General features: G+C 69.2%; 21 protein-coding genes. 18 read left to right on the top strand and 3 right to left on the bottom strand.

All coding sequences use genetic code 11. The annotated features are described in order from the left end of the window. Nucleotides 1–57: 57 nt before the first annotated feature. From purM to MNQ95_RS12110, 4 genes are read left to right on the top strand one after another with little or no spacing between them, the layout of a single operon-like run. Nucleotides 58–1,116, top strand: a complete 1,059-nt coding sequence (gene purM, locus MNQ95_RS12125) for a phosphoribosylformylglycinamidine cyclo-ligase (protein ID WP_241953027.1) — start codon at nucleotides 58–60, stop codon at nucleotides 1,114–1,116. A 10-nt stretch (nucleotides 1,117–1,126) separates the two neighbouring features. Next, entirely contained in the window at nucleotides 1,127–1,810 is a 684-nt protein-coding gene (gene purN / locus MNQ95_RS12120) for a phosphoribosylglycinamide formyltransferase (protein ID WP_241953026.1), read from the top strand. 47 nt (nucleotides 1,811–1,857) lie between these two features. Further along, nucleotides 1,858–2,643: a DUF3108 domain-containing protein gene (locus MNQ95_RS12115; RefSeq protein ID WP_241953025.1), complete on the top strand. Its 786-nt coding sequence runs from the start codon at nucleotides 1,858–1,860 to the stop codon at nucleotides 2,641–2,643. A 2-nt stretch (nucleotides 2,644–2,645) separates the two neighbouring features. Then, nucleotides 2,646–3,335, top strand: a complete 690-nt coding sequence (locus tag MNQ95_RS12110; protein ID WP_241953024.1) for a DUF3108 domain-containing protein — start codon at nucleotides 2,646–2,648, stop codon at nucleotides 3,333–3,335. Between the two features lie 41 nt (nucleotides 3,336–3,376). Here MNQ95_RS12110 and MNQ95_RS12105 read toward each other — a convergent pair whose 3' ends face one another. The 3 genes from MNQ95_RS12105 to MNQ95_RS12095 are packed head-to-tail and all read right to left on the bottom strand — an operon-like array spanning nucleotide 3,377 to nucleotide 5,227. Beyond that, entirely contained in the window at nucleotides 3,377–3,679 is a 303-nt protein-coding gene (locus tag MNQ95_RS12105) for a hypothetical protein (RefSeq protein WP_241953023.1), read from the bottom strand. Next, on the bottom strand, nucleotides 3,679–4,953 hold the full coding sequence (murA, locus tag MNQ95_RS12100; protein ID WP_241953022.1) for a UDP-N-acetylglucosamine 1-carboxyvinyltransferase: 1,275 nt from the start codon (nucleotides 4,951–4,953) through the stop codon (nucleotides 3,679–3,681). Before murA ends, MNQ95_RS12105 begins: the two co-directional genes overlap by 1 nt. Nucleotides 4,954–4,996: 43 nt before the next feature. Then, the gene (locus MNQ95_RS12095) at nucleotides 4,997–5,227 is read right to left on the bottom strand and encodes a BolA family protein (RefSeq protein ID WP_136260146.1); all 231 of its coding nucleotides are present in this window, start codon (nucleotides 5,225–5,227) and stop codon (nucleotides 4,997–4,999) included. A gap of 65 nt (nucleotides 5,228–5,292) precedes the next feature. Here MNQ95_RS12095 and MNQ95_RS12090 point away from each other — a divergent pair, with 65 nt between their 5' ends. The 14 genes from MNQ95_RS12090 (at nucleotide 5,293) to mgtE (ending at nucleotide 17,480) form a co-directional block, all read left to right on the top strand. Continuing rightward, nucleotides 5,293–6,306 carry a KpsF/GutQ family sugar-phosphate isomerase gene (locus MNQ95_RS12090; RefSeq protein ID WP_162410633.1) on the top strand — a complete coding sequence of 338 codons (1,014 nt, stop codon included), beginning with the start codon at nucleotides 5,293–5,295 and terminating at the stop codon, nucleotides 6,304–6,306. A gap of 25 nt (nucleotides 6,307–6,331) precedes the next feature. After that, on the top strand, nucleotides 6,332–6,904 hold the full coding sequence (locus MNQ95_RS12085; RefSeq protein ID WP_241953021.1) for a KdsC family phosphatase: 573 nt from the start codon (nucleotides 6,332–6,334) through the stop codon (nucleotides 6,902–6,904). Next, the gene (gene lptC, locus MNQ95_RS12080) at nucleotides 6,901–7,461 is read left to right on the top strand and encodes an LPS export ABC transporter periplasmic protein LptC (protein ID WP_162410635.1); all 561 of its coding nucleotides are present in this window, start codon (nucleotides 6,901–6,903) and stop codon (nucleotides 7,459–7,461) included. The genes MNQ95_RS12085 and lptC overlap by 4 nt, the downstream gene beginning before the upstream one ends. After that, nucleotides 7,439–7,966, top strand: a complete 528-nt coding sequence (lptA, locus tag MNQ95_RS12075) for a lipopolysaccharide transport periplasmic protein LptA (RefSeq protein ID WP_425605668.1) — start codon at nucleotides 7,439–7,441, stop codon at nucleotides 7,964–7,966. The genes lptC and lptA overlap by 23 nt, the downstream gene beginning before the upstream one ends. Beyond that, nucleotides 7,966–8,685 carry an LPS export ABC transporter ATP-binding protein gene (gene lptB / locus MNQ95_RS12070; RefSeq protein WP_241953019.1) on the top strand — a complete coding sequence of 240 codons (720 nt, stop codon included), beginning with the start codon at nucleotides 7,966–7,968 and terminating at the stop codon, nucleotides 8,683–8,685. The genes lptA and lptB overlap by 1 nt, the downstream gene beginning before the upstream one ends. 57 nt (nucleotides 8,686–8,742) lie before the next feature. After that, nucleotides 8,743–10,188 carry an RNA polymerase factor sigma-54 gene (locus MNQ95_RS12065; protein ID WP_241953018.1) on the top strand — a complete coding sequence of 482 codons (1,446 nt, stop codon included), beginning with the start codon at nucleotides 8,743–8,745 and terminating at the stop codon, nucleotides 10,186–10,188. 70 nt (nucleotides 10,189–10,258) lie between these two features. Further along, nucleotides 10,259–10,576 (top strand): ribosome hibernation-promoting factor, HPF/YfiA family, encoded by a 318-nt coding sequence (hpf, locus tag MNQ95_RS12060; protein ID WP_162410639.1) that lies wholly within the window; start codon nucleotides 10,259–10,261, stop codon nucleotides 10,574–10,576. A 91-nt stretch (nucleotides 10,577–10,667) separates the two neighbouring features. After that, nucleotides 10,668–11,621: an HPr(Ser) kinase/phosphatase gene (hprK, locus tag MNQ95_RS12055; RefSeq protein WP_162410640.1), complete on the top strand. Its 954-nt coding sequence runs from the start codon at nucleotides 10,668–10,670 to the stop codon at nucleotides 11,619–11,621. Then, nucleotides 11,618–12,493 (top strand): RNase adapter RapZ, encoded by an 876-nt coding sequence (gene rapZ, locus MNQ95_RS12050; protein ID WP_162410641.1) that lies wholly within the window; start codon nucleotides 11,618–11,620, stop codon nucleotides 12,491–12,493. The genes hprK and rapZ overlap by 4 nt, the downstream gene beginning before the upstream one ends. Before the next feature lie 113 nt (nucleotides 12,494–12,606). Next, complete coding sequence (locus tag MNQ95_RS12045) at nucleotides 12,607–12,999, top strand: PTS sugar transporter subunit IIA (RefSeq protein ID WP_162377569.1); 393 nt, start codon at nucleotides 12,607–12,609, stop codon at nucleotides 12,997–12,999. Further along, a complete protein-coding gene (locus tag MNQ95_RS12040) occupies nucleotides 12,992–13,261 on the top strand; it encodes an HPr family phosphocarrier protein (protein ID WP_162410642.1) in 270 nt (89 codons plus the stop codon). Before MNQ95_RS12045 ends, MNQ95_RS12040 begins: the two co-directional genes overlap by 8 nt. A 52-nt stretch (nucleotides 13,262–13,313) precedes the next feature. Next, nucleotides 13,314–15,056 (top strand): phosphoenolpyruvate--protein phosphotransferase, encoded by a 1,743-nt coding sequence (ptsP, locus tag MNQ95_RS12035; protein ID WP_241953017.1) that lies wholly within the window; start codon nucleotides 13,314–13,316, stop codon nucleotides 15,054–15,056. 36 nt (nucleotides 15,057–15,092) lie between these two features. Next, complete coding sequence (locus MNQ95_RS12030) at nucleotides 15,093–16,025, top strand: 2OG-Fe(II) oxygenase (protein WP_241953016.1); 933 nt, start codon at nucleotides 15,093–15,095, stop codon at nucleotides 16,023–16,025. A gap of 93 nt (nucleotides 16,026–16,118) precedes the next feature. Beyond that, complete coding sequence (gene mgtE / locus MNQ95_RS12025; protein ID WP_162410644.1) at nucleotides 16,119–17,480, top strand: magnesium transporter; 1,362 nt, start codon at nucleotides 16,119–16,121, stop codon at nucleotides 17,478–17,480. Nucleotides 17,481–17,484 lie beyond the last annotated feature (4 nt).

Raw genomic sequence — 17,484 nt, 5'->3', positions numbered from 1 at the left:
GCGCGGGCCGGCTGCTAGAATACGCGTCCCCCGGACCCTACCGCGCAGGCCCCGCACGTGAGCCAGACCCCGACGCCCGTCCCCCTGACCTATCGTGACGCAGGCGTGGACATCGACGCCGGCAACGAGGTGGTCGAACGGATCAAGCCGCTGGTCAAGCGCAGCTTCCGTCCGGAAGTGATGGGTGGCCTGGGCGGCTTCGGCGCGCTGTTCGACCTCTCGAACAAGTACCGCGAGCCGGTGCTGGTCTCCGGCACCGACGGCGTCGGCACCAAGCTCAAGCTGGCCCAGCAACTGGGCCACCACGACACCATCGGCATCGACCTGGTCGGCATGTGCGTCAACGACATCCTGGTCCAGGGTGCCGAGCCGCTGTTCTTCCTCGACTATTTCGCGACCGGCAAGCTGGACGTGGACACCACCGTGGCCGTGGTCGGTGGCATTGCCGCCGGCTGCACCGAGTCCGGTTGCGCCCTGATCGGCGGCGAGACCGCCGAGATGCCGGACATGTACCCGCCGGGTGAGTACGACCTGGCCGGTTTCGCCGTCGGTGCGGTGGAGAAGTCGCAGCTGCTGGACGGCGCGAAGGTGCGCGAGGGCGACGTGCTGCTGGGCATCGCCTCCTCCGGACCGCATTCCAACGGCTATTCGCTGATCCGGCGCATCTACGACCGCGCCGGTCGTCCCGACGTGCAAGTCGGTGGCATGGCCCTGGCCGACGCGCTGATGGCGCCGACCCGGCTGTACGTGAAGCCGGTGCTGGCGCTGCTGCGCGAACAAGGCGACTCGATCCACGCCATGGCCCACATCACCGGCGGCGGCCTCACCGAGAACATCATCCGCGTCATCCCCGAGGGCCTGGGCCTGCAGATCGAGGCAAGCGCCATCGTCCTGCCGCCGGTGTTCGACTGGCTGCAGCGCGAAGGCGCGGTGGCCGATGTGGAGATGTGGCGCACCTTCAACTGCGGCGTCGGCTTCGTGCTGGTGCTGCCGCAGGCGGCGGTGGCGGCCGTTTCGGCCAGCCTGGATGCACAAGGCCTGGCCCATCGCGCGATCGGCCAGGTCTCACGCCTGTCGAGCGGTGCCGGCGACGGCGAACGCGTCCACATCGGCTGACCCGTTCCCGATGAATCCCTCCACCGGACGCAAGCCGCGCCTGGCGGTGCTGGTGTCCGGCCGCGGCAGCAACCTGCAGGCCATCCTCCATGCGATCGCCCGCGGCGAACTCGACGCGGAGATCGTGGGCGTGTTCTCCGACCGGCCCGACGCCGCCGCGCTCGATCGCGTCGCGCCTGCACTGCGCTGGAGTTTGGAAGCACGCCAGTTCCCGGACCGGGCCGCCTTCGATGCCATCCTCGCCACGGCGGTGGAAGCGACCGCTCCGGACTGGGTCTTCTGCGCCGGCTACATGCGCATCCTCGGCGACGCGTTCGTGCGGCGCTTCGACGGCCGGTTGCTCAACGTGCACCCCTCGCTGCTGCCCCGTTACAAGGGCCTGCGCACCCATGCCCGCGCGCTCCGGTCCGGCGATGCCGAACACGGCGCCAGCGTCCACTTCGTGGTGCCCGAGCTGGATGCCGGGGCGGTGGTCGCCCAGGCCCGCATCCCCATCCAGCCCGGCGACACCCCCGAAAGCCTCGCCGCGCGCCTGCTTCCCGAGGAACATCGCCTCGTGACAGCGACCCTGGCATTGGCGGCCGCCGGTCGGCTGGCTGAACACGGCGGTCAGGTCCAGCTCGATGGTCAGACCCTGTTTAGTCCGCTGCATCTAGATTCCACCGGAATCCTGCGCCCGGGATCACGCAGCTGACACCGTTTTCCGGGCATGCTGGGTCTTACCTCCAGTCACTTCTTCCCATGCCCCGACGCCCGTTGCTTTCGCGCCTCCCGCTGCTTGCCGCCTGCCTGGTGCTGGCCGGGCCGCTGTGCGCGCAGCCGCAAACCGAACTGCCTCCGGCGACGGTGACGCCGGTCGAGCCGGAGCAGCCGGTATCAGTGCTCGAGCCGTTCCTCGCGACCTACGAGGCCCACTACCAGGGCAAGCCGGCGGGTAGCGCGACGATGCAACTGGTGCGCGACGGCGACAGCCGCTGGCGGATCGACCTGACCATCCATGGCGAGCGCGGCATCGCCGGCCTGGCCCGGCTCAACCTGCAGCAGAGCACGGTGTTCGACACGCATGACGGCCATTATCGGCCGCTGACCCAGGCCACTGCACGCAGGGCGATGTTCTTCGGCAAGGAAGTCACCGGCATCTACGACTGGTCGGCGATGCAGGCGCACTGGGAGGGCGACCTGAAGAAGGAGCGCCGCCGCCCGCTGCCGCTGCAGGCCGGCGACATGAGCGCGCTGCTGATCAACCTGGCGATCATGCGCGACGCCGCGCCTGGCGCCACCCTGCGATACCGGATGGTCGACCTGGGGCGCGCGCGCGAATACGTGTACGAAGCGGCGAACGAACCCGAGATCATGGCTGTCGGCGACATGAGCTACGACGCATTGCGCGTGGCCCGCACTTCCAGCGACGGCGACCAGACCGTGCTGTGGGTCGCCGGCGGCGTCCCCACGCCGATCCGCATCCTGCAACGCAAGGACGGCGAAGACGAAATCGACCTGCGCCTGGTCGAATACCGAGGAGTCTAGAAATGACGAGTGGACGTATCCGATTCGCCCCGGCCCTGGGCCTGCTGCTGGCACTGGCCGGCACTTCCGCGCACGCCGCCGCGCTGGAACCGTTCACCGCCGACTACCAGGCCAAGTACCTGGGCATGCAGGCCACCGGCAGCATGACCCTGGCTTCCGAAGGCAACAATCGCTGGAAATACAGCCTCAACATCCGCAACCAGCTCGGCGACCTCAGCCAGAGCACGGTATTCGAGGAGCACCAGGGCCAGCTGCGTCCGCTCAGCAGCAGCGACCGCGCCGTGGCGCTGATGAAGAAGAAGAACGTCGACGCCATCTACGACTGGAAGAGCGGCCAGGCGACCTGGACAGGTGACGTCAAACCCGAACGCCGCGGCCCGGTGAAGCTGCAGGCCGGCGACATGGACGCGCTGCTGATCAACCTGGCCGTCGCCCGCGACCTGGCGGCCGGCAAGCCGCTCAGCTACCGCATGGTCGACGAAGGCCGGGTGAAGCAGATGCAGTGGGAGGTGATCGGCAAGGAACCGGTCACCATCGGCGGCGCGAGCAAGGAAGCGACCAAGGTCGTGCGCCGGACCGACAAGCGCGAGATGTACGTGTGGCTGGTGCCGGGCATGCCGGTCCCCGCGCGCGTGCTCCAGCGCGAGAACGGCATGGATACCGTCGACCTGACCGTGCGCTCGGTGCGCTGAAGACGCCCCGCCGCCGTCCCGTCGGGGCGGCGGCACCAGGGTCACTGCGCCGGTTCGAATACCGTCTTGCAGTCGACCCGGATCGCCTCACCCGTGCGATACCAGCGGAACGTCGTGCACTCGCGCACGCCTTCTCGTTCGCGCGACGCAGTGACCGCATAGAACGCCTGCGCGATCTCGCCACGGCTGACCTCGCCGTCTTCGTTCCAGTCCATGTCGGTGGTGTCGACGCCCCGGGTCACCGCCATGCCGGCCCAGCCGGCCCAGCCGACCGCCAGCAGCAGCACCGCGAGGATGCCCAGCAGCAGCTTGCGCCGCGGCGTCAGCCTGCCCTTGAGCAGCATCAGCCGGGGATCCTGCGGATCTTCGCGCCGAGCGCACCGAGCTTCTCTTCGATGTTCTCGTAGCCGCGGTCCAGGTGGTAGATGCGGTCGATGGTGGTCTCGCCCTCGGCCACCAGCCCGGCCAGGATCAGCGAAGCCGAAGCGCGCAGGTCGGTCGCCATGACCGGGGCGCCGCTGAGGCGCTCGGTGCCGCGCACGATCGCGGTGTGGCCGTCGACCTGGATGTCCGCGCCGAGGCGCAGCAGTTCGTTGACGTGCATGAAGCGGTTTTCGAAGATCGTCTCGCTGATCACGCCCACGCCTTCGGCCACGCAGTTGAGCGCCATGAACTGCGCCTGCATGTCGGTCGGGAAGGCCGGATACGGCGCGGTGGTCAGGCCTACCGCCTGCGGTCGCTTGCCGTGCATGTCCAGGGTGATGCTGTCTTCGGTGGTGGTGATCTCCGCCCCGGCTTCGACCAGCTTGAGCAGCACCGCGTCCAGCGTATCCGGGCGCGCGTTGCGCGCGGTGATCCGCCCGCCGGTCATGGCCGCGGCGACGAGGAACGTACCGGTCTCGATCCGGTCCGGCAGCACCGCATGCCGGCCGCCGCTCAGGCGCTCGACCCCGTGGATGGTGATGCGCGAAGTGCCGGCACCCTCGATCTTCGCGCCCAGCGCGTTGAGGCACTCGGCGAGGTCGACGATCTCCGGTTCCATCGCCGCGTTTTCCAGCACCGTGGTGCCTTCGGCCAGGGTGGCGGCCGCCATCACGTTCTCGGTGCCGGTGACGGTCACCATGTCGAACACGAAGCGGGCGCCCTTCAGGCGCTCCGCGCGGGCCTTGATGAAGCCGTTTTCGACGGTGATCTCGGCGCCCAGCGCCTGCAGGCCCTTGATGTGCTGGTCCACAGGCCGCGAACCGATCGCGCAACCGCCCGGCAGCGAGACCTCCGCGGCGCCGTGGCGCGCCAGCAAAGGGCCGAGCACCAGGATCGAGGCGCGCATGGTCTTGACCAGCTCATACGGCGCCACATGCTGGTTGACGCTGCGCGGGTCCACCACGAGGCTGCTGCCGCGCGCCAGGGTGCCCTGGTCGAATTCGACCCCGGCGCCGAGCTCGCTCAGCAGCTTGATCGTGGTGACGACGTCGTGCAGGTGCGGGACGTTGAGGATCTCCACCGGCGCGTCGGCCAGCAGGGTCGCGCACAGGATGGGAAGCACGGCGTTCTTGGCGCCGGAAATGGTGACTTCGCCGCGAAGCGGCACGCCGCCGCTGACTACGATCTTCTGCATGGGGACTCTTGCGCGGGAATCTGGAAAGGGGCGGCGAGCCGGCTCAGGCCGTCTCGTCGGGAGTGACGGTCTTCAGCGCCAGGGCGTGGATAGCACCGCCCATCAGCTCACCCAGCGTGGCGTAGACCATGCGGTGGCGGGCCAGCGGCAGCTTGCCGCGGAAAGCCTCGGCAACGACCGTGGCCTCGAAATGCACGCCGTCGTCGCCCTGGACCTGCGCGCGAGCGCCGGGCAGGCCGTCCTCGATCATGCGGCGGATGGTATCGGCGTCCATGGAGCGCTTTGGCTAGAATGAAGCCCCGCATTCTAGCGAATCCGGACGCCCCGGACCGAGCCTGCATGAGCCAGTCCCCGCTTTCCGCCCTGCCCTCCGCCCCGATGGCCCAGTCCCCGGGCCTGATCGCCAGCGCCCGCCGCGTGCTCGAGATCGAGGGCCAGGCACTGGCCGCCGTCGGTGCCCGCATCGGCGAGGATTTCGCCCGCGCATGCGCGCTGGTGATGGCGGGGCGTGGGCGGGTGGTCGCCACCGGGATGGGCAAGTCCGGGCACATCGCGCGCAAGATCGCCGCAACCCTGGCCTCCACCGGGACGCCCGCCTTCTTCGTCCATCCCGGCGAAGCCGGCCATGGCGACCTGGGCATGATCACCGACGCCGACGTGGTCCTGGCGATCTCCTACTCCGGCGAATCCGACGAGATCCTGATGCTGCTGCCGGCGCTGCGCCGGCAGGGCAACACCGTGATCGCGATGACCGGGCGCCCGCAGTCGAGCCTGGCCCGCGAGGCCGACGTGCACCTGGATGTGTCGGTACCGGCCGAAGCCTGCCCGCTGCACCTGGCGCCGACCTCCAGCACCACCGCCACTCTCGCCCTCGGCGATGCCCTGGCCGTGGCCCTGCTGGAAGCGCGTGGCTTCACCGCCGACGATTTCGCCCGGTCGCATCCGGCCGGCAGCCTGGGTCGCCGCCTGCTGCTGCACATCGACGACGTCATGCACACCGGCGAGGCTTTGCCGCGCGTCGGTGCCGACGCCAGCGTGGCCGAGGCGCTGGTGGAGATGAGCCGCAAGCGCCTGGGCATGACCGCGGTGGTCGATGGCGACGGCAAGCTGCTCGGGATCTTCACCGACGGCGACCTGCGCCGCGCGCTCGACCAGGGCATGGACGTGCGCCAGACCCCGATCGCCGGGGTGATGACCCGCGACCCGCGCACGGTCCGCGCCGGTCGCATGGCCAGCGAGGCCGCGCACCTGATGGAACAGCACCGGATCAACGGCCTGATCGTGGTCGATGGCGACGACCGCGCGGTCGGTGCGCTCAATATTCATGACCTGTTGCGCGCGCGCGTGGTTTAACGGCCCATCCCACCAAGGTTCATACGTGCCCTACGATCCCCTCGCCCACGTCGATGCCGACATCCGCGAACGCGCCGCGCGCATCGGCCTGCTGTGCCTGGACGTGGACGGCACGCTGACCGATGGCCGGCTCTACTTCGACAGCGAAGGCCGCGAAATGAAGTCCTACAGCGTACTGGACGGCCAGGGGCTGACCCAGCTGCGCCGGTTCGGTTTCCAGGTCGCGCTGATCACCGCCCGCCACAGCCTCTCGGCCAGGAAGCGTGGCGAAGACCTGGGCCTGGAGACCTTCATCGGCGTGAAGGACAAGCTGTCGTGCATGGATGAGCTGGCCGCGCGGCACGGCCTGGACCGCGAACGGACCGCCTTCGTCGGCGACGACCTGCCCGACCTGGACTGCCTGCGCACGGTGGGCCTGTCGGTGGCGCCAGCGAACGCGCATCCGTGGATCGCCGAAATCGTGCACTGGAAGACCCGCGCGCGCGCCGGCGAGGGCGCGGTCCGCGAAGTCTGCGACGTGCTGCTGGCCGCGCAGGGCCATGTCCCGGCGATCCTGGCCGGCGCGGCCCCCGGCTCGCGCGACGGACGCCACGCATGAGCTGGCGTACCGGGCTGGGCGTCGTGCTGCTGGTCGCCGCCATCGTCAGCGGCTGGTCGGCCTGGCACATGCGCGAGCGCAGCGAGCCGGCGGCCGACACCGGGCAGCGCTCGGACTACGTGCTGCGCGATTTCGAACTGGTGATGCTGGGCAAGGACGGCGTCGAATCCGTGCGCCTGCGCGCGCCCGAACTGCAGCGCAGCCGCGAGGACGAGAGCCTGGCCATCGTCCAGCCGCTGTTCCTGATGCCGGGCGAGGATGGCGGCTGGCAGCTGGCCTCCGACCGGGGCTGGGTCGATGCCGAAGGCAGCGTGGCCAAGCTTGATGGCAACGTGAAAGGCGACAGCGCGCCGGGCAATCCGACGCCGACCACCTTCCGCACCGATCGCCTGGAACTGCTGCCGGACCAGCATCTGGCCCGCACCGACGACCGCGTCACCCTGACCCAGCCGGGTATCATGCAGACCGGCGTGGGCTTCCAGGCCAACCTGCAGACCCGGCAGTACCAGTTCCTTTCCCAGGTCAAGACCCGCTATGAACCTTCTCCGCGCCGCTAACCTGCGGAACCTGTTGGCCTTCGCCATCCTGTCCGGCGCACTGCTGCCGTCGCTGGCGCTGGCGAAAACATCCGACCGCGACCAGCCGATGACGTTGGATTCGGATGCCTCTGACTGCAACCAGGCCGAAGCCAACAGCAAGTGCGTGTTCAGCGGGAATGTCGTGATCACCCAGGGCACCCTTGAAATCCGTGCGGATCGCGCGGAGATCGTCCGCCGTAACAGCGACATCGACCAGGTCGTGCTGACCGGCAAGCAGGCGACGATGAAGCAGCAGATGGACGACGGCACGATGATGAACGCCCGTGCCGACCGCATCGTCTTCGAGCCGAACAGGGACCTGCTGACCCTGACCGGCAACTTCAAGATCGAGTCGCCGCGCGGCAGCAACAGCGGCCAGAAGATGGTCTACAACATGGGTACCGGACAGATGCAGAGCGGCGGCGACGGCACCCGCGTGCGCACGGTGATCCAGCCCAAGACCCCGGCCAAGGGGAGCAACTGATGCTGGTCGCCGAGGGCCTGCGCAAGCGATACAAGCAGCGCGAAGTGGTGCGCGAGTTCGGGCTGAGCCTGGACGCCGGCGAAGTGGTCGGCCTGCTCGGCCCCAACGGTGCCGGCAAGACCACCTGCTTCTACATGATCGTGGGCCTGGTCGCCGCCGATGCGGGACGCATCGTGCTGGACGGCCGCGACATCACCGCCGAGCCGATGTACACCCGCGCCCGCCTGGGCGTGGGTTACCTGCCGCAGGAAGCGTCGGTGTTCCGCAAGCTCAGCGTGGCCGACAACCTGCGCCTGGTGCTGGAGCTGCGCGAGGACCTGGACGGCGACGGCATCGAGCGCGAGCTGTCCTCTCTGCTGGACGAACTTCAGATCGGCCATGTCGCCGACCAGCTCGGCGCCAGCCTCTCCGGCGGCGAGCGCCGGCGGTGCGAGATCGCCCGCGCGCTGGCCGCCAAGCCCAGGCTGATGCTGCTGGACGAACCCTTCGCCGGCGTCGACCCGATCTCGGTCGGCGAGATCCAGCGGATCGTCACCCACCTCAAGAACCGCGGCATCGGCGTGCTCATCACCGACCACAACGTGCGCGAGACCTTGGGAATCTGCGACCGTGCGTATATCCTCGCTGAAGGAAGCGTTCTGGCGCAGGGGGCACCAGACGCACTGCTGGCGGATCCGGACGTGCGCCGGGTCTACCTCGGGGACACTTTCCGCCTCTAGGCTCCTGCAAGGAGCCGCCCCGGCCGGCAGTCCTGTTGCTCCATACCTGGCAGGGACATGAAGGCAAGGCTGCAGACATCGCTCGGACAACACCTGGTCATGACGCCGCAGCTGCGTCAGGCCATCCGCCTGTTGCAGATGTCCACGCTCGAACTGCAGGCCGAAGTAGCCGAAGCGATCGAGACCAATCCGTTGCTGGAGTGGACCGAGGACGCGCCCTACGATTCCCCGCCGGCCGCCGACGGCAAGTCGAATGACGCCCCGGCCGAAGCGACGGACAGCCGCAGCGAGGAAGCCGGCCACGACGACGGCGACTGGAGCCCCGAAGAAAGCGCCTGGGACGGGTCGAGCGGTGGCGGGGGCGGCGGGGGCAGCGACGAAGACCGCGAGGACGCGGCCGAGCGCATGGCCGAACCGGAGAACCTGGCCGACCACCTGCTCTGGCAGCTGCATCTGTCGCCACTGTCCGATCGCGACCGGCGCATCGGCGCGGCGCTGATCGACGCGCTCGACGAGGACGGCTACCTGCGCGAACCGCTGTCGTCCATCGCCGAGACCCTGCTGCCGGAAGTCACTGCCGGCGAAGACGAGATCCTCACCGTGCTGCACCAGCTGCAGCGTTTCGACCCGGTCGGGATCGGCGCGCGCAACCTGGGCGAATGCCTGCACCTGCAACTGGACGTCCTGCCCGAATGCACACCCGGGCGCGAACTGGCCCTGCGCATCGTCGACGGCCCGCTGGAACGGCTGCCGCGCAGCGGAATCGCCGGCATCGCGCAGGAACTGCGCAGTCCACCCGACCAGGTCGAGCAGGCCGTGCAACTGGTGCGCTCGCTCGATCCGCGGCCGGGCAAGCAGGTCGGCGAAGTGAACACGGACAGCTACGTCATTCCAGACTGCGTGGTCTGGCGCCAGCGCGGGATCTGGAAAGTCGCGCTCTCGCAGCAGGCGATGCCGCGCGTATCCATCCACCGCGGCTATGAACAGATGATCCGTCGTTGCGGCGAGAACGATGCCGGCTACCTGAAGACCCACCTGCAGGAAGCGCGCTGGCTGCTCAAGAGCCTGGAAGCGCGCGGCGAAACGTTGCTGAAAGTGATGCGCTGCCTGCTGCGCACGCAGTCCGGATTCCTCGAATTCGGCGAGCAGGCGCTGCGCCCCCTCACCCTGCGCGAGATCGCCGGCGAAGTCGGGTTGCACGAATCCACCGTATCGCGCGCGATCGCGCGCAAGTACGTGCGCACGCCGCGCGGAACGTTGCCGCTGAAGGCGTTCTTCGCGTCCGGCATCGACACCGACGGCGGCGGCGAGGCTTCCAGTACCGCCATCCAGTCCATGATCCGTCGTCTCATCGACGACGAGAACCCACGCAAGCCGCTGTCTGACGCCAAGCTGGCCGACCTGCTCAAGCAGTCGGGGATTCCGGTGGCGCGACGGACCGTGGCGAAGTATCGTGAGGCCATGAACATTTCGGCTTCGCACGAGCGGGTCCGAATCGGTTGAGTCAGAACACCGACGGAATTCCCCGCCTGGGGCGGAGCCGCCAACGCGGCAACGACCAAGGAGGTTCATGATGCGCATCGAAACGTACGGCCAGCAGATCGAGGTGACCCCGGCCCTGCGCGAGTATGTCGAGAGCAAGCTGCAACGCCTCGACCGACATTTCGACCAGCCCATCGAGGTCCGCGTCCAGCTCGGACTGCGCAAGCCGGCCCACCACGCCGCCGCCGACCTGATCGTGCCAGGCAAGACCGTCCATGCCGAGGCCGATGGCGAGAACATGTACGCCGCCATCGACGTGCTGGTCGACAAGCTGGACCGGCTGATCCTGAAGCACAAGGAAAAGCAGCACGACCACCATGCCACGCGCGTGACCACCGACGTGCTCTGACGCCCTCGGCGGCCGGCGGCGCGCGCGCCGCCGGCACGCGCCGCCCGTTTTGGGCGACAATCGTGCGACCCCATCGAAGAGGCCGGGCTGCATGAGGAACGCGAGCATCACCGCGCGCGAGCTGTTCGACCAGCAGCAGGAGAAACTCGTCCTGCGCTGGGTGGCCGGGCAGAAGGGCGAGAAGCGCGGCATCGAATCGGGCGACACCAACGCGCGCCGCCCCTCGCTGGCCGGCTACCTCAATGCCGTCTATCCGAACAAGGTCCAGATCCTGGGCAGCGAGGAACTGGCCTGGCTCGACTCGCTGGATGCGCGGCTGCGCTGGGAGACGATCGAGAAGATCATCCAGTTCCGCCCGCTGGCGCTGGTTATCAGCAAGAACCAGTCGTGCCCCGAAGACCTGCGCACCGCCGCGGAGGAAAGCGACACCCCCCTGTGGATCTCGCCCAAGCGCGGCCACGAACTCCTCAACCACCTCTCCTACCACCTCGCCCGCACGCTCGCGCCGCGGGTGACGCTGCACGGGGTGTTCATGGAGATCTATTCGATCGGCGTGCTGATCACCGGCGAGGCGGGGTCGGGCAAGAGCGAGCTGGCGCTGGAACTGCTCAGCCGCGGCCACCGTCTGGTCGCCGACGACGCGCCGGAGTTCACCCAGATCGCGCCCGACGTGCTCGACGGCACCTGCCCGGAACTGCTGCAGGACCTGCTGGAGGTGCGCGGCCTGGGCGTGCTCAACGTGCGCGAGATGTTCGGCGACACCGCGGTGAAGAAGAACAAGTATCTGCGCCTGATCGTGCACCTGACCCGGCCGATGACCGAGCCCAATCCCCATGGATACGAGCGCCTGACCGGCGATTCGGGCACCCGCCACGTGCTGGACCTGGACGTGCCGCTGATCACCCTGCCGGTGATGCCCGGCCGCAACCTGGCCGTGCTGACCGAAGCGGCCACGCGCCTGCACATCCTGCGCACCAAGGGCATCGACCCGGCGGCGATGTTCATCGCCCGGCACAGCAACCTGCTGGAGCGGCGTGGAACATGAGCGCCGTGCCGCCGAGCCTGGTCATCGTCAGCGGCCTGTCCGGCTCGGGCAAGTCGGTGGCGCTGAAGACCTTCGAGGACCTGGACTACTACTGCGTGGACAACCTGCCGGTGGAACTGCTGCCGGCCTTCGTGCGCAGCATGGTCCGCGACGACGCCGGGTTGCCGCAGCGCCTGGCCGTGGGCATCGACGTGCGCAGCCGCAACAGCGACCTGAGCCGGCTGGCCGAATGGCGGGTGACCGCCGACGCCCTCGGCGTGGGTGCCCGCCTGGTCTACTTCGAGGCCAGCGACGAGGTCCTGCTCCGGCGTTTCGCCGACACCCGCCGCCGGCATCCGCTCACCCGCCTGGGCCTGTCGCTGCCGGAGGCGCTTGCGCGCGAGCGCGAACTGACCCGGCCGCTGCGCGAGGAGGCCGATGCGGTCATCGACACCAGCCAGCTCAACGTGCACCAGCTGCGGCGCCAGGTCATCACCGGTTTCGCCCTGGAACACACTCCGGGCCTGTCGCTGCTGTTCGAATCCTTCGCCTACCGGCATGGCGTCCCCGAAGAAGCCGACTTCGTGTTCGACGCGAGGGTCCTGCCCAATCCGCACTGGGATCCGGAGCTGCGGCCACTGACCGGTCGCGATCCCCGGGTCCGGGACTACCTGGATGCCCAGCCGGACGTGGACGCCTACGTCGCCCAGGTCGCCGGCTTCCTGGACACCTGGCTGCCGCGCCTGCGCAACGAAACCCGCGCGTACGTGACGGTCGCCTTCGGCTGCACCGGCGGCAAGCACCGCTCGGTCTACCTGGCAGAGCGCCTGGCCGCCCATGCCCGGGGCCAGGGCTGGGAAGAAGTGGCGACCTACCACCGCGAGCAGGACTGACCCCGGCCCCGGGCCCGCCGGAACCCGGCCATTCCGCAACCGCCCCTCGGCGGGACGCTCAAACCCGGCCGACCCCGCTTACGGCGGACATAGCGCTCTGTTAACTTTCCGCCATGGCCTGTGGCATTCTCCTGATCACCCACCCTGGCGTCGGCAGCGCGGTACTGGCGGTCGCGACCACCCTGCTGCGCAACCTGCCGCTGCGGACGGAGGCTTTCGAGGTTCCGTTCGATGCCGACCTGGAGCAGTTGCTCCCGGCCGCCTCGGCGGCGCTGCGCCGGGTCGACGACGGGGATGGCGTGCTGGTGCTGACCGACCTGTACGGCGCCAGCCCGAGCAACCTGGCCGCGAAAGTGGCCAGGCTGGGCACGCCGGTACGGCGTGTGGCGGCGCTGAGCCTGCCGATGCTGCTGCGGGTCATGAACTATCCGGAACAGGGACTGGACCACCTGCCTGCCACCGCGGCGGCAGGCACGCGCAATGGAGCGATCATCGACGATGCTTGAACGTGAACTCACCGTCTCTAACCGCCTGGGCCTGCATGCCCGGGCCACCGCCAAGCTGGTGCAGGAACTGGCGCCGTTCCGCTGCGCCGTGACCCTGCAGGCGAAGGGTCGCGAGGTCAACGCCAAGAGCATCATGGGCGTGATGCTGCTGGCCGCCGGCCAGGGCACCCCGATCACCGTGCGCACCGACGGCGTGGACGAAACCGCCGCCATGGACGCGATCGCCTCGCTGTTCGAACGACGCTTCGACGAGGACGCGTGACCATGCGCTCGCCGGGCCGTCACGCTCGGCTGCGTCCTGCCGCCACGCGCGCATGCGCGGCGCTTCCGGTGGTCCACCGGTGAGGCACGCCTTCGCCGGCCACGGCGCTTCCCGGGGCCTCGCCCTGGGGCGCGCCCGCGTCCGCCTGCCGCATGCGCTGGAGGTCGGCGAGCAGCATGTCCGCGCGTCCGGGGTCGAAGCCGAGGTCGCGCGCCTGCAGGCGGCGATCGAAGCCGCGCGCACGGAGATGCGCGCGTTGCGCGAGAAACTGCAGGGCGCCCTGTCGAAGGAAGCGGTCGAGTTCATCGACCTGCATGCACTGCTGCTCGACGACCCTGAACTGGTCAACGCACTCGAGGGCCTGATCCGCCAGGAACGCTATTCCGCCGGCTACGCGCTGCGCGCCCAGCGCGACCGCCTGGCCGCGGTGTTCGAGCGGATGGACGATCCGTACCTGCGCAGCCGGCTCGACGACCTGGACCACATCATCGGCCGGATCAACGCGCACCTGCACCGCCGCGAGCCGTTGCCACGCGGCACCGCCGGCGAAGTGCTGGTCTGCGACAACGTGGCCCCGTCGGAGCTGGCCCAGCTGCAGGCCCAGGGCGTGGTCGCGATCGTTTCCGCGGCCGGCAGCCCGCTCTCGCACAGCGCGATCCTGGCGCGCAGCCTGCACCTGCCGCTGGTGGTCGGCGCCGCCGAGACCCTGCAGCGGGTCAACGATGGCGAAGTGGTGATGGTGGATGGCGAGACCGGCGAGGTCGTGATCGACCCCGACGCCGCCGACCTGCGCCGCTACCACCAGCGCGAGCAGCAGGACGCGCGCGAACGGCGCGACCTGGAACGCCTGCGCCGCAAGCCGACCCGGACCATCGACGGCGTCGACGTCGCGTTGCACGCCAATGCCGAGTCGCGCGAGGACGTCGCCCGCGCGCACGCACTGGGTGCAGCCGGGGTCGGCCTGTTCCGCACCGAGTTCCTGTTCCTGCAGCGCACCGAGTTGCCCGACGAGGACGAGCAGTTCCAAGTCTATCGCGACGCGGTGCTGGGCATGAGCGGCCGGCCGGTCACGTTCCGGACCCTGGACCTGGGCGCCGACAAGGCCGACCGCACCGGCCTGGCCCTGGAGAACGAGGACAACCCCGCGCTGGGCGTGCGCGGCGTGCGCCTGTCTTTGCTCTACGACCGCGTGTTCGACACCCAGTTGCGCGCCATCGTGCGCGCCGCCGCGTATGGCCCGGTCCGCGTGCTCGTGCCCATGGTCAGCTGCCGCGAGGAAGTGCTGCTGGTCCGCCGCCGGCTGCGACGCGCGGTCGCCGTGGTGAAACGGCGCGGCGTGGCGGTGGAGATGCCTCCCCTCGGCGCGATGATCGAAGTGCCCGCCGCGGCGATCGGCGTGTACGGCCTGGCCGACGTCGTCGATTTCATGTCGGTCGGCACCAATGACCTGGTGCAGTACCTGTTGGCCGTGGACCGCAACAACGATGCCCTGGGCGACCTCTACTCGCCCCTGCACCCCGGCGTGCTCCGCCTGCTCGCCCACGTCATCGGCGCCGGCGAAGCGACCGGGACGCCGGTGGCGGTCTGCGGCGAGATGGCGGGCGATTCGCGACTGGCGCCGTTGCTGCTCGCGCTCGGGCTCAAGGAATTCAGCCTGCATCCCTCCAACTTGCTGGAACTGCGGCGCACGATCCGCAACTGCCGGCATGCCGACCTGCGCGCGCGCGCAGGCAAGCTGCTCGAAGCGCGCGACCGCGGTGCGATCGAACGCTGGCTGGCCGGGGCGAACGCCTGACCGCCGGCGAATCGTAGAACGAGGAAACAGATACCGATGCAAGACCTGATCAATCCGGCGGTAGCCGGTCGGATCGACGAGATCCGCGATGGCTTCGCCCAAGCGGAGCCGTTCCGCCATTGCGTGATCGATGGCTTCCTGGACGACGGCTTCGCCCAACGCCTGCTCGAACGCTTCCCGGACTTCGAGCGTGGCAACCACCTCAACGAGGACGGCCACCCTGGCGGCAAGTCCACCCACGAACGGATGCGCGACCAGGGCGGCGAGTTCGCCATCCTGGACGAACTCGTCCGCTCCCGGGAGTTCCTCGCCATGGTCGGCCGGATAACCGGAATCCCGGATCTGCTCTACGACCCGATGTACTTCGGCGGCGGCACTCACGAGAACCGCCAGGGCCAAGCGTTGGACGTGCACATCGATTTCAACCACCACCCCCTGACCCGCTGGCACCGGCGCCTGAACCTGATCGTGTACCTCAACCCGGGGTGGCAGCCGGAATGGGGCGGAGCGCTGGAACTGCACCGCGACCCCTACGACGCGGGGGTGGACGAAGTGGTCGAGGTCCTGCCGCTGTTCAACCGCTGCGTGATCTTCGAGACCACGGAGCGCAGCTGGCACGGCTTCCGCCGCATCACCCTGCCGCCGGAACGCGCCGGCGCCACCCGCCGCTCGGTGGCGCTGTACTTCTACACCGAGGAGCGGCCAGCGGCGGAAACCGGGCCGACCCATTCGACGGTCTACGTCGACCGCACGCTGCCCGACCGCTTCGTCCCCGGCTATACCCTCACCCGCACCGACCGCGACGAACTCGACGCGCTGGTCACCAGCCAGAACGGCCACACCCGACGGCTGTACCGGGAGATCGAGCGCTTGCAGGCGGAACTGGAGAGCACCGCGTTGAATCGCGTGGCCGGGGCGTTGCGCCAGCGCTGGGCCCGCTACCGGATGCGGCGCGGGGCGGCGCGGTAGCCGCCCATCGACGGCATGGGCGATAATGCCCGCATGAACGCCTGACCCGCCGCGCACCTCCACCGCGGCACCCGCCCGCCACCGGAGCTGCGCATGGCCGAAGCCGTCCGCCACGACAAGACCGCGCGCCAGCTGCGCCTGCTGTCCGATGCGCTGGACAGCGGCCGCCTGGGGCCGGTGCGGCGGCTGGTCAACACCCTGGCCCCGGCCGAGATCGGCAACCTGCTCGAATCGCTGCCGCCGGGCAAGCGCGAGGTCGTCTGGGGCCTGGTCGATGCCGAAGACGACGGCGAGGTGCTGCTGCACGTCGGCGACGAGGTGCGCGAAAGCCTGATCGCGGACATGGACCCGGACGAACTGGTCGCCGCGGTCGAAGACCTCGACATCGACGACCTCGCCGACCTGGTCGAGGACCTGCCGGACACGGTCATCGACGAAGTCCTCAAGTCGATGGACCGCGAGAACCGCGAGCGGCTCGAGCAGGTGCTGTCGTACCCGGAGGACAGCGCCGGCCGACTGATGAACCCGGACGTGGTCACCGTGCGCGCCGACGTCAACGTCGACGTGGTCCTGCGCTACCTGCGCCTGCGCGGCGAACTGCCCGACCACACCGACCACCTGTACGTGGTCAGCCGCCGCCACCAGTACCTGGGCCGCGTCTCGCTGGCGTCGCTGGTCACGCACGAAGATTCCACCCCGATCAACCGCCTGATCGACGACGAGCAGCCGGCCATCGACGTGGGCGAGAGCTCGCAGGAAGTGGCGCGCCAGTTCTCCGACCACGACTGGGTCTCCGCGCCGGTGGTGGACGACAACAACATCCTGCTCGGCCGTATCACCATCGATGACGTGGTCGACATCATCCGTGAACAGGCCGAGCACCAGGCCATGGGCGCGGCCGGCCTGGACGAGGACGAAGACCTGTTCTCGCCGGTGAAGCGCGCCGTGCGCGGCCGCGTGGTCTGGCTGGGGATCAACCTGTTCACCGCGTTCCTGGCGGCCAGCGTGATCGGCCAGTACGAGGTGACGCTGCAGAAGATCGTCGCCCTGGCCGTGCTGATGCCGATCGTGGCCGGCATCGGTGGCAATGCCGCGGTGCAGGTGCTGACCCTGATGGTGCGTGGCCTGGCGCTGGGCCAGGTCGGCGCCAGCAATGCCCGGATCCTGTGGTGGAAGGAGATCCGGGTGGCGCTGATCAATGGCGTGCTGATCGGCGGCATCGTCGGCGTGATCGCCTTCTTCTGGTTCCGCAGCCCGCTGCTGTCGCTGGTGATCGCGATGGCGCTGGTGCTGAATTTCTGCGCCGCCGCCACCGCCGGCGTGCTGCTGCCGCTGCTGCTCAAGCGGATGAACATCGATCCGGCCGTGGCCGGTACGGTGGTGGTGACCGCGGTCACCGACGTGATGGGCTTCTTCTGCTTCCTCGGCCTGGCCACGCTGATCCTGCTGCACTGAGCCC

Origin of the sequence: Pseudoxanthomonas daejeonensis, from assembly GCF_022637495.1 — a bacterium.
GTDB classification, from domain to species: Bacteria; Pseudomonadota; Gammaproteobacteria; order Xanthomonadales; family Xanthomonadaceae; genus Pseudoxanthomonas; species Pseudoxanthomonas daejeonensis.
This window is presented reverse-complemented; position numbering and strand designations above follow the sequence as displayed.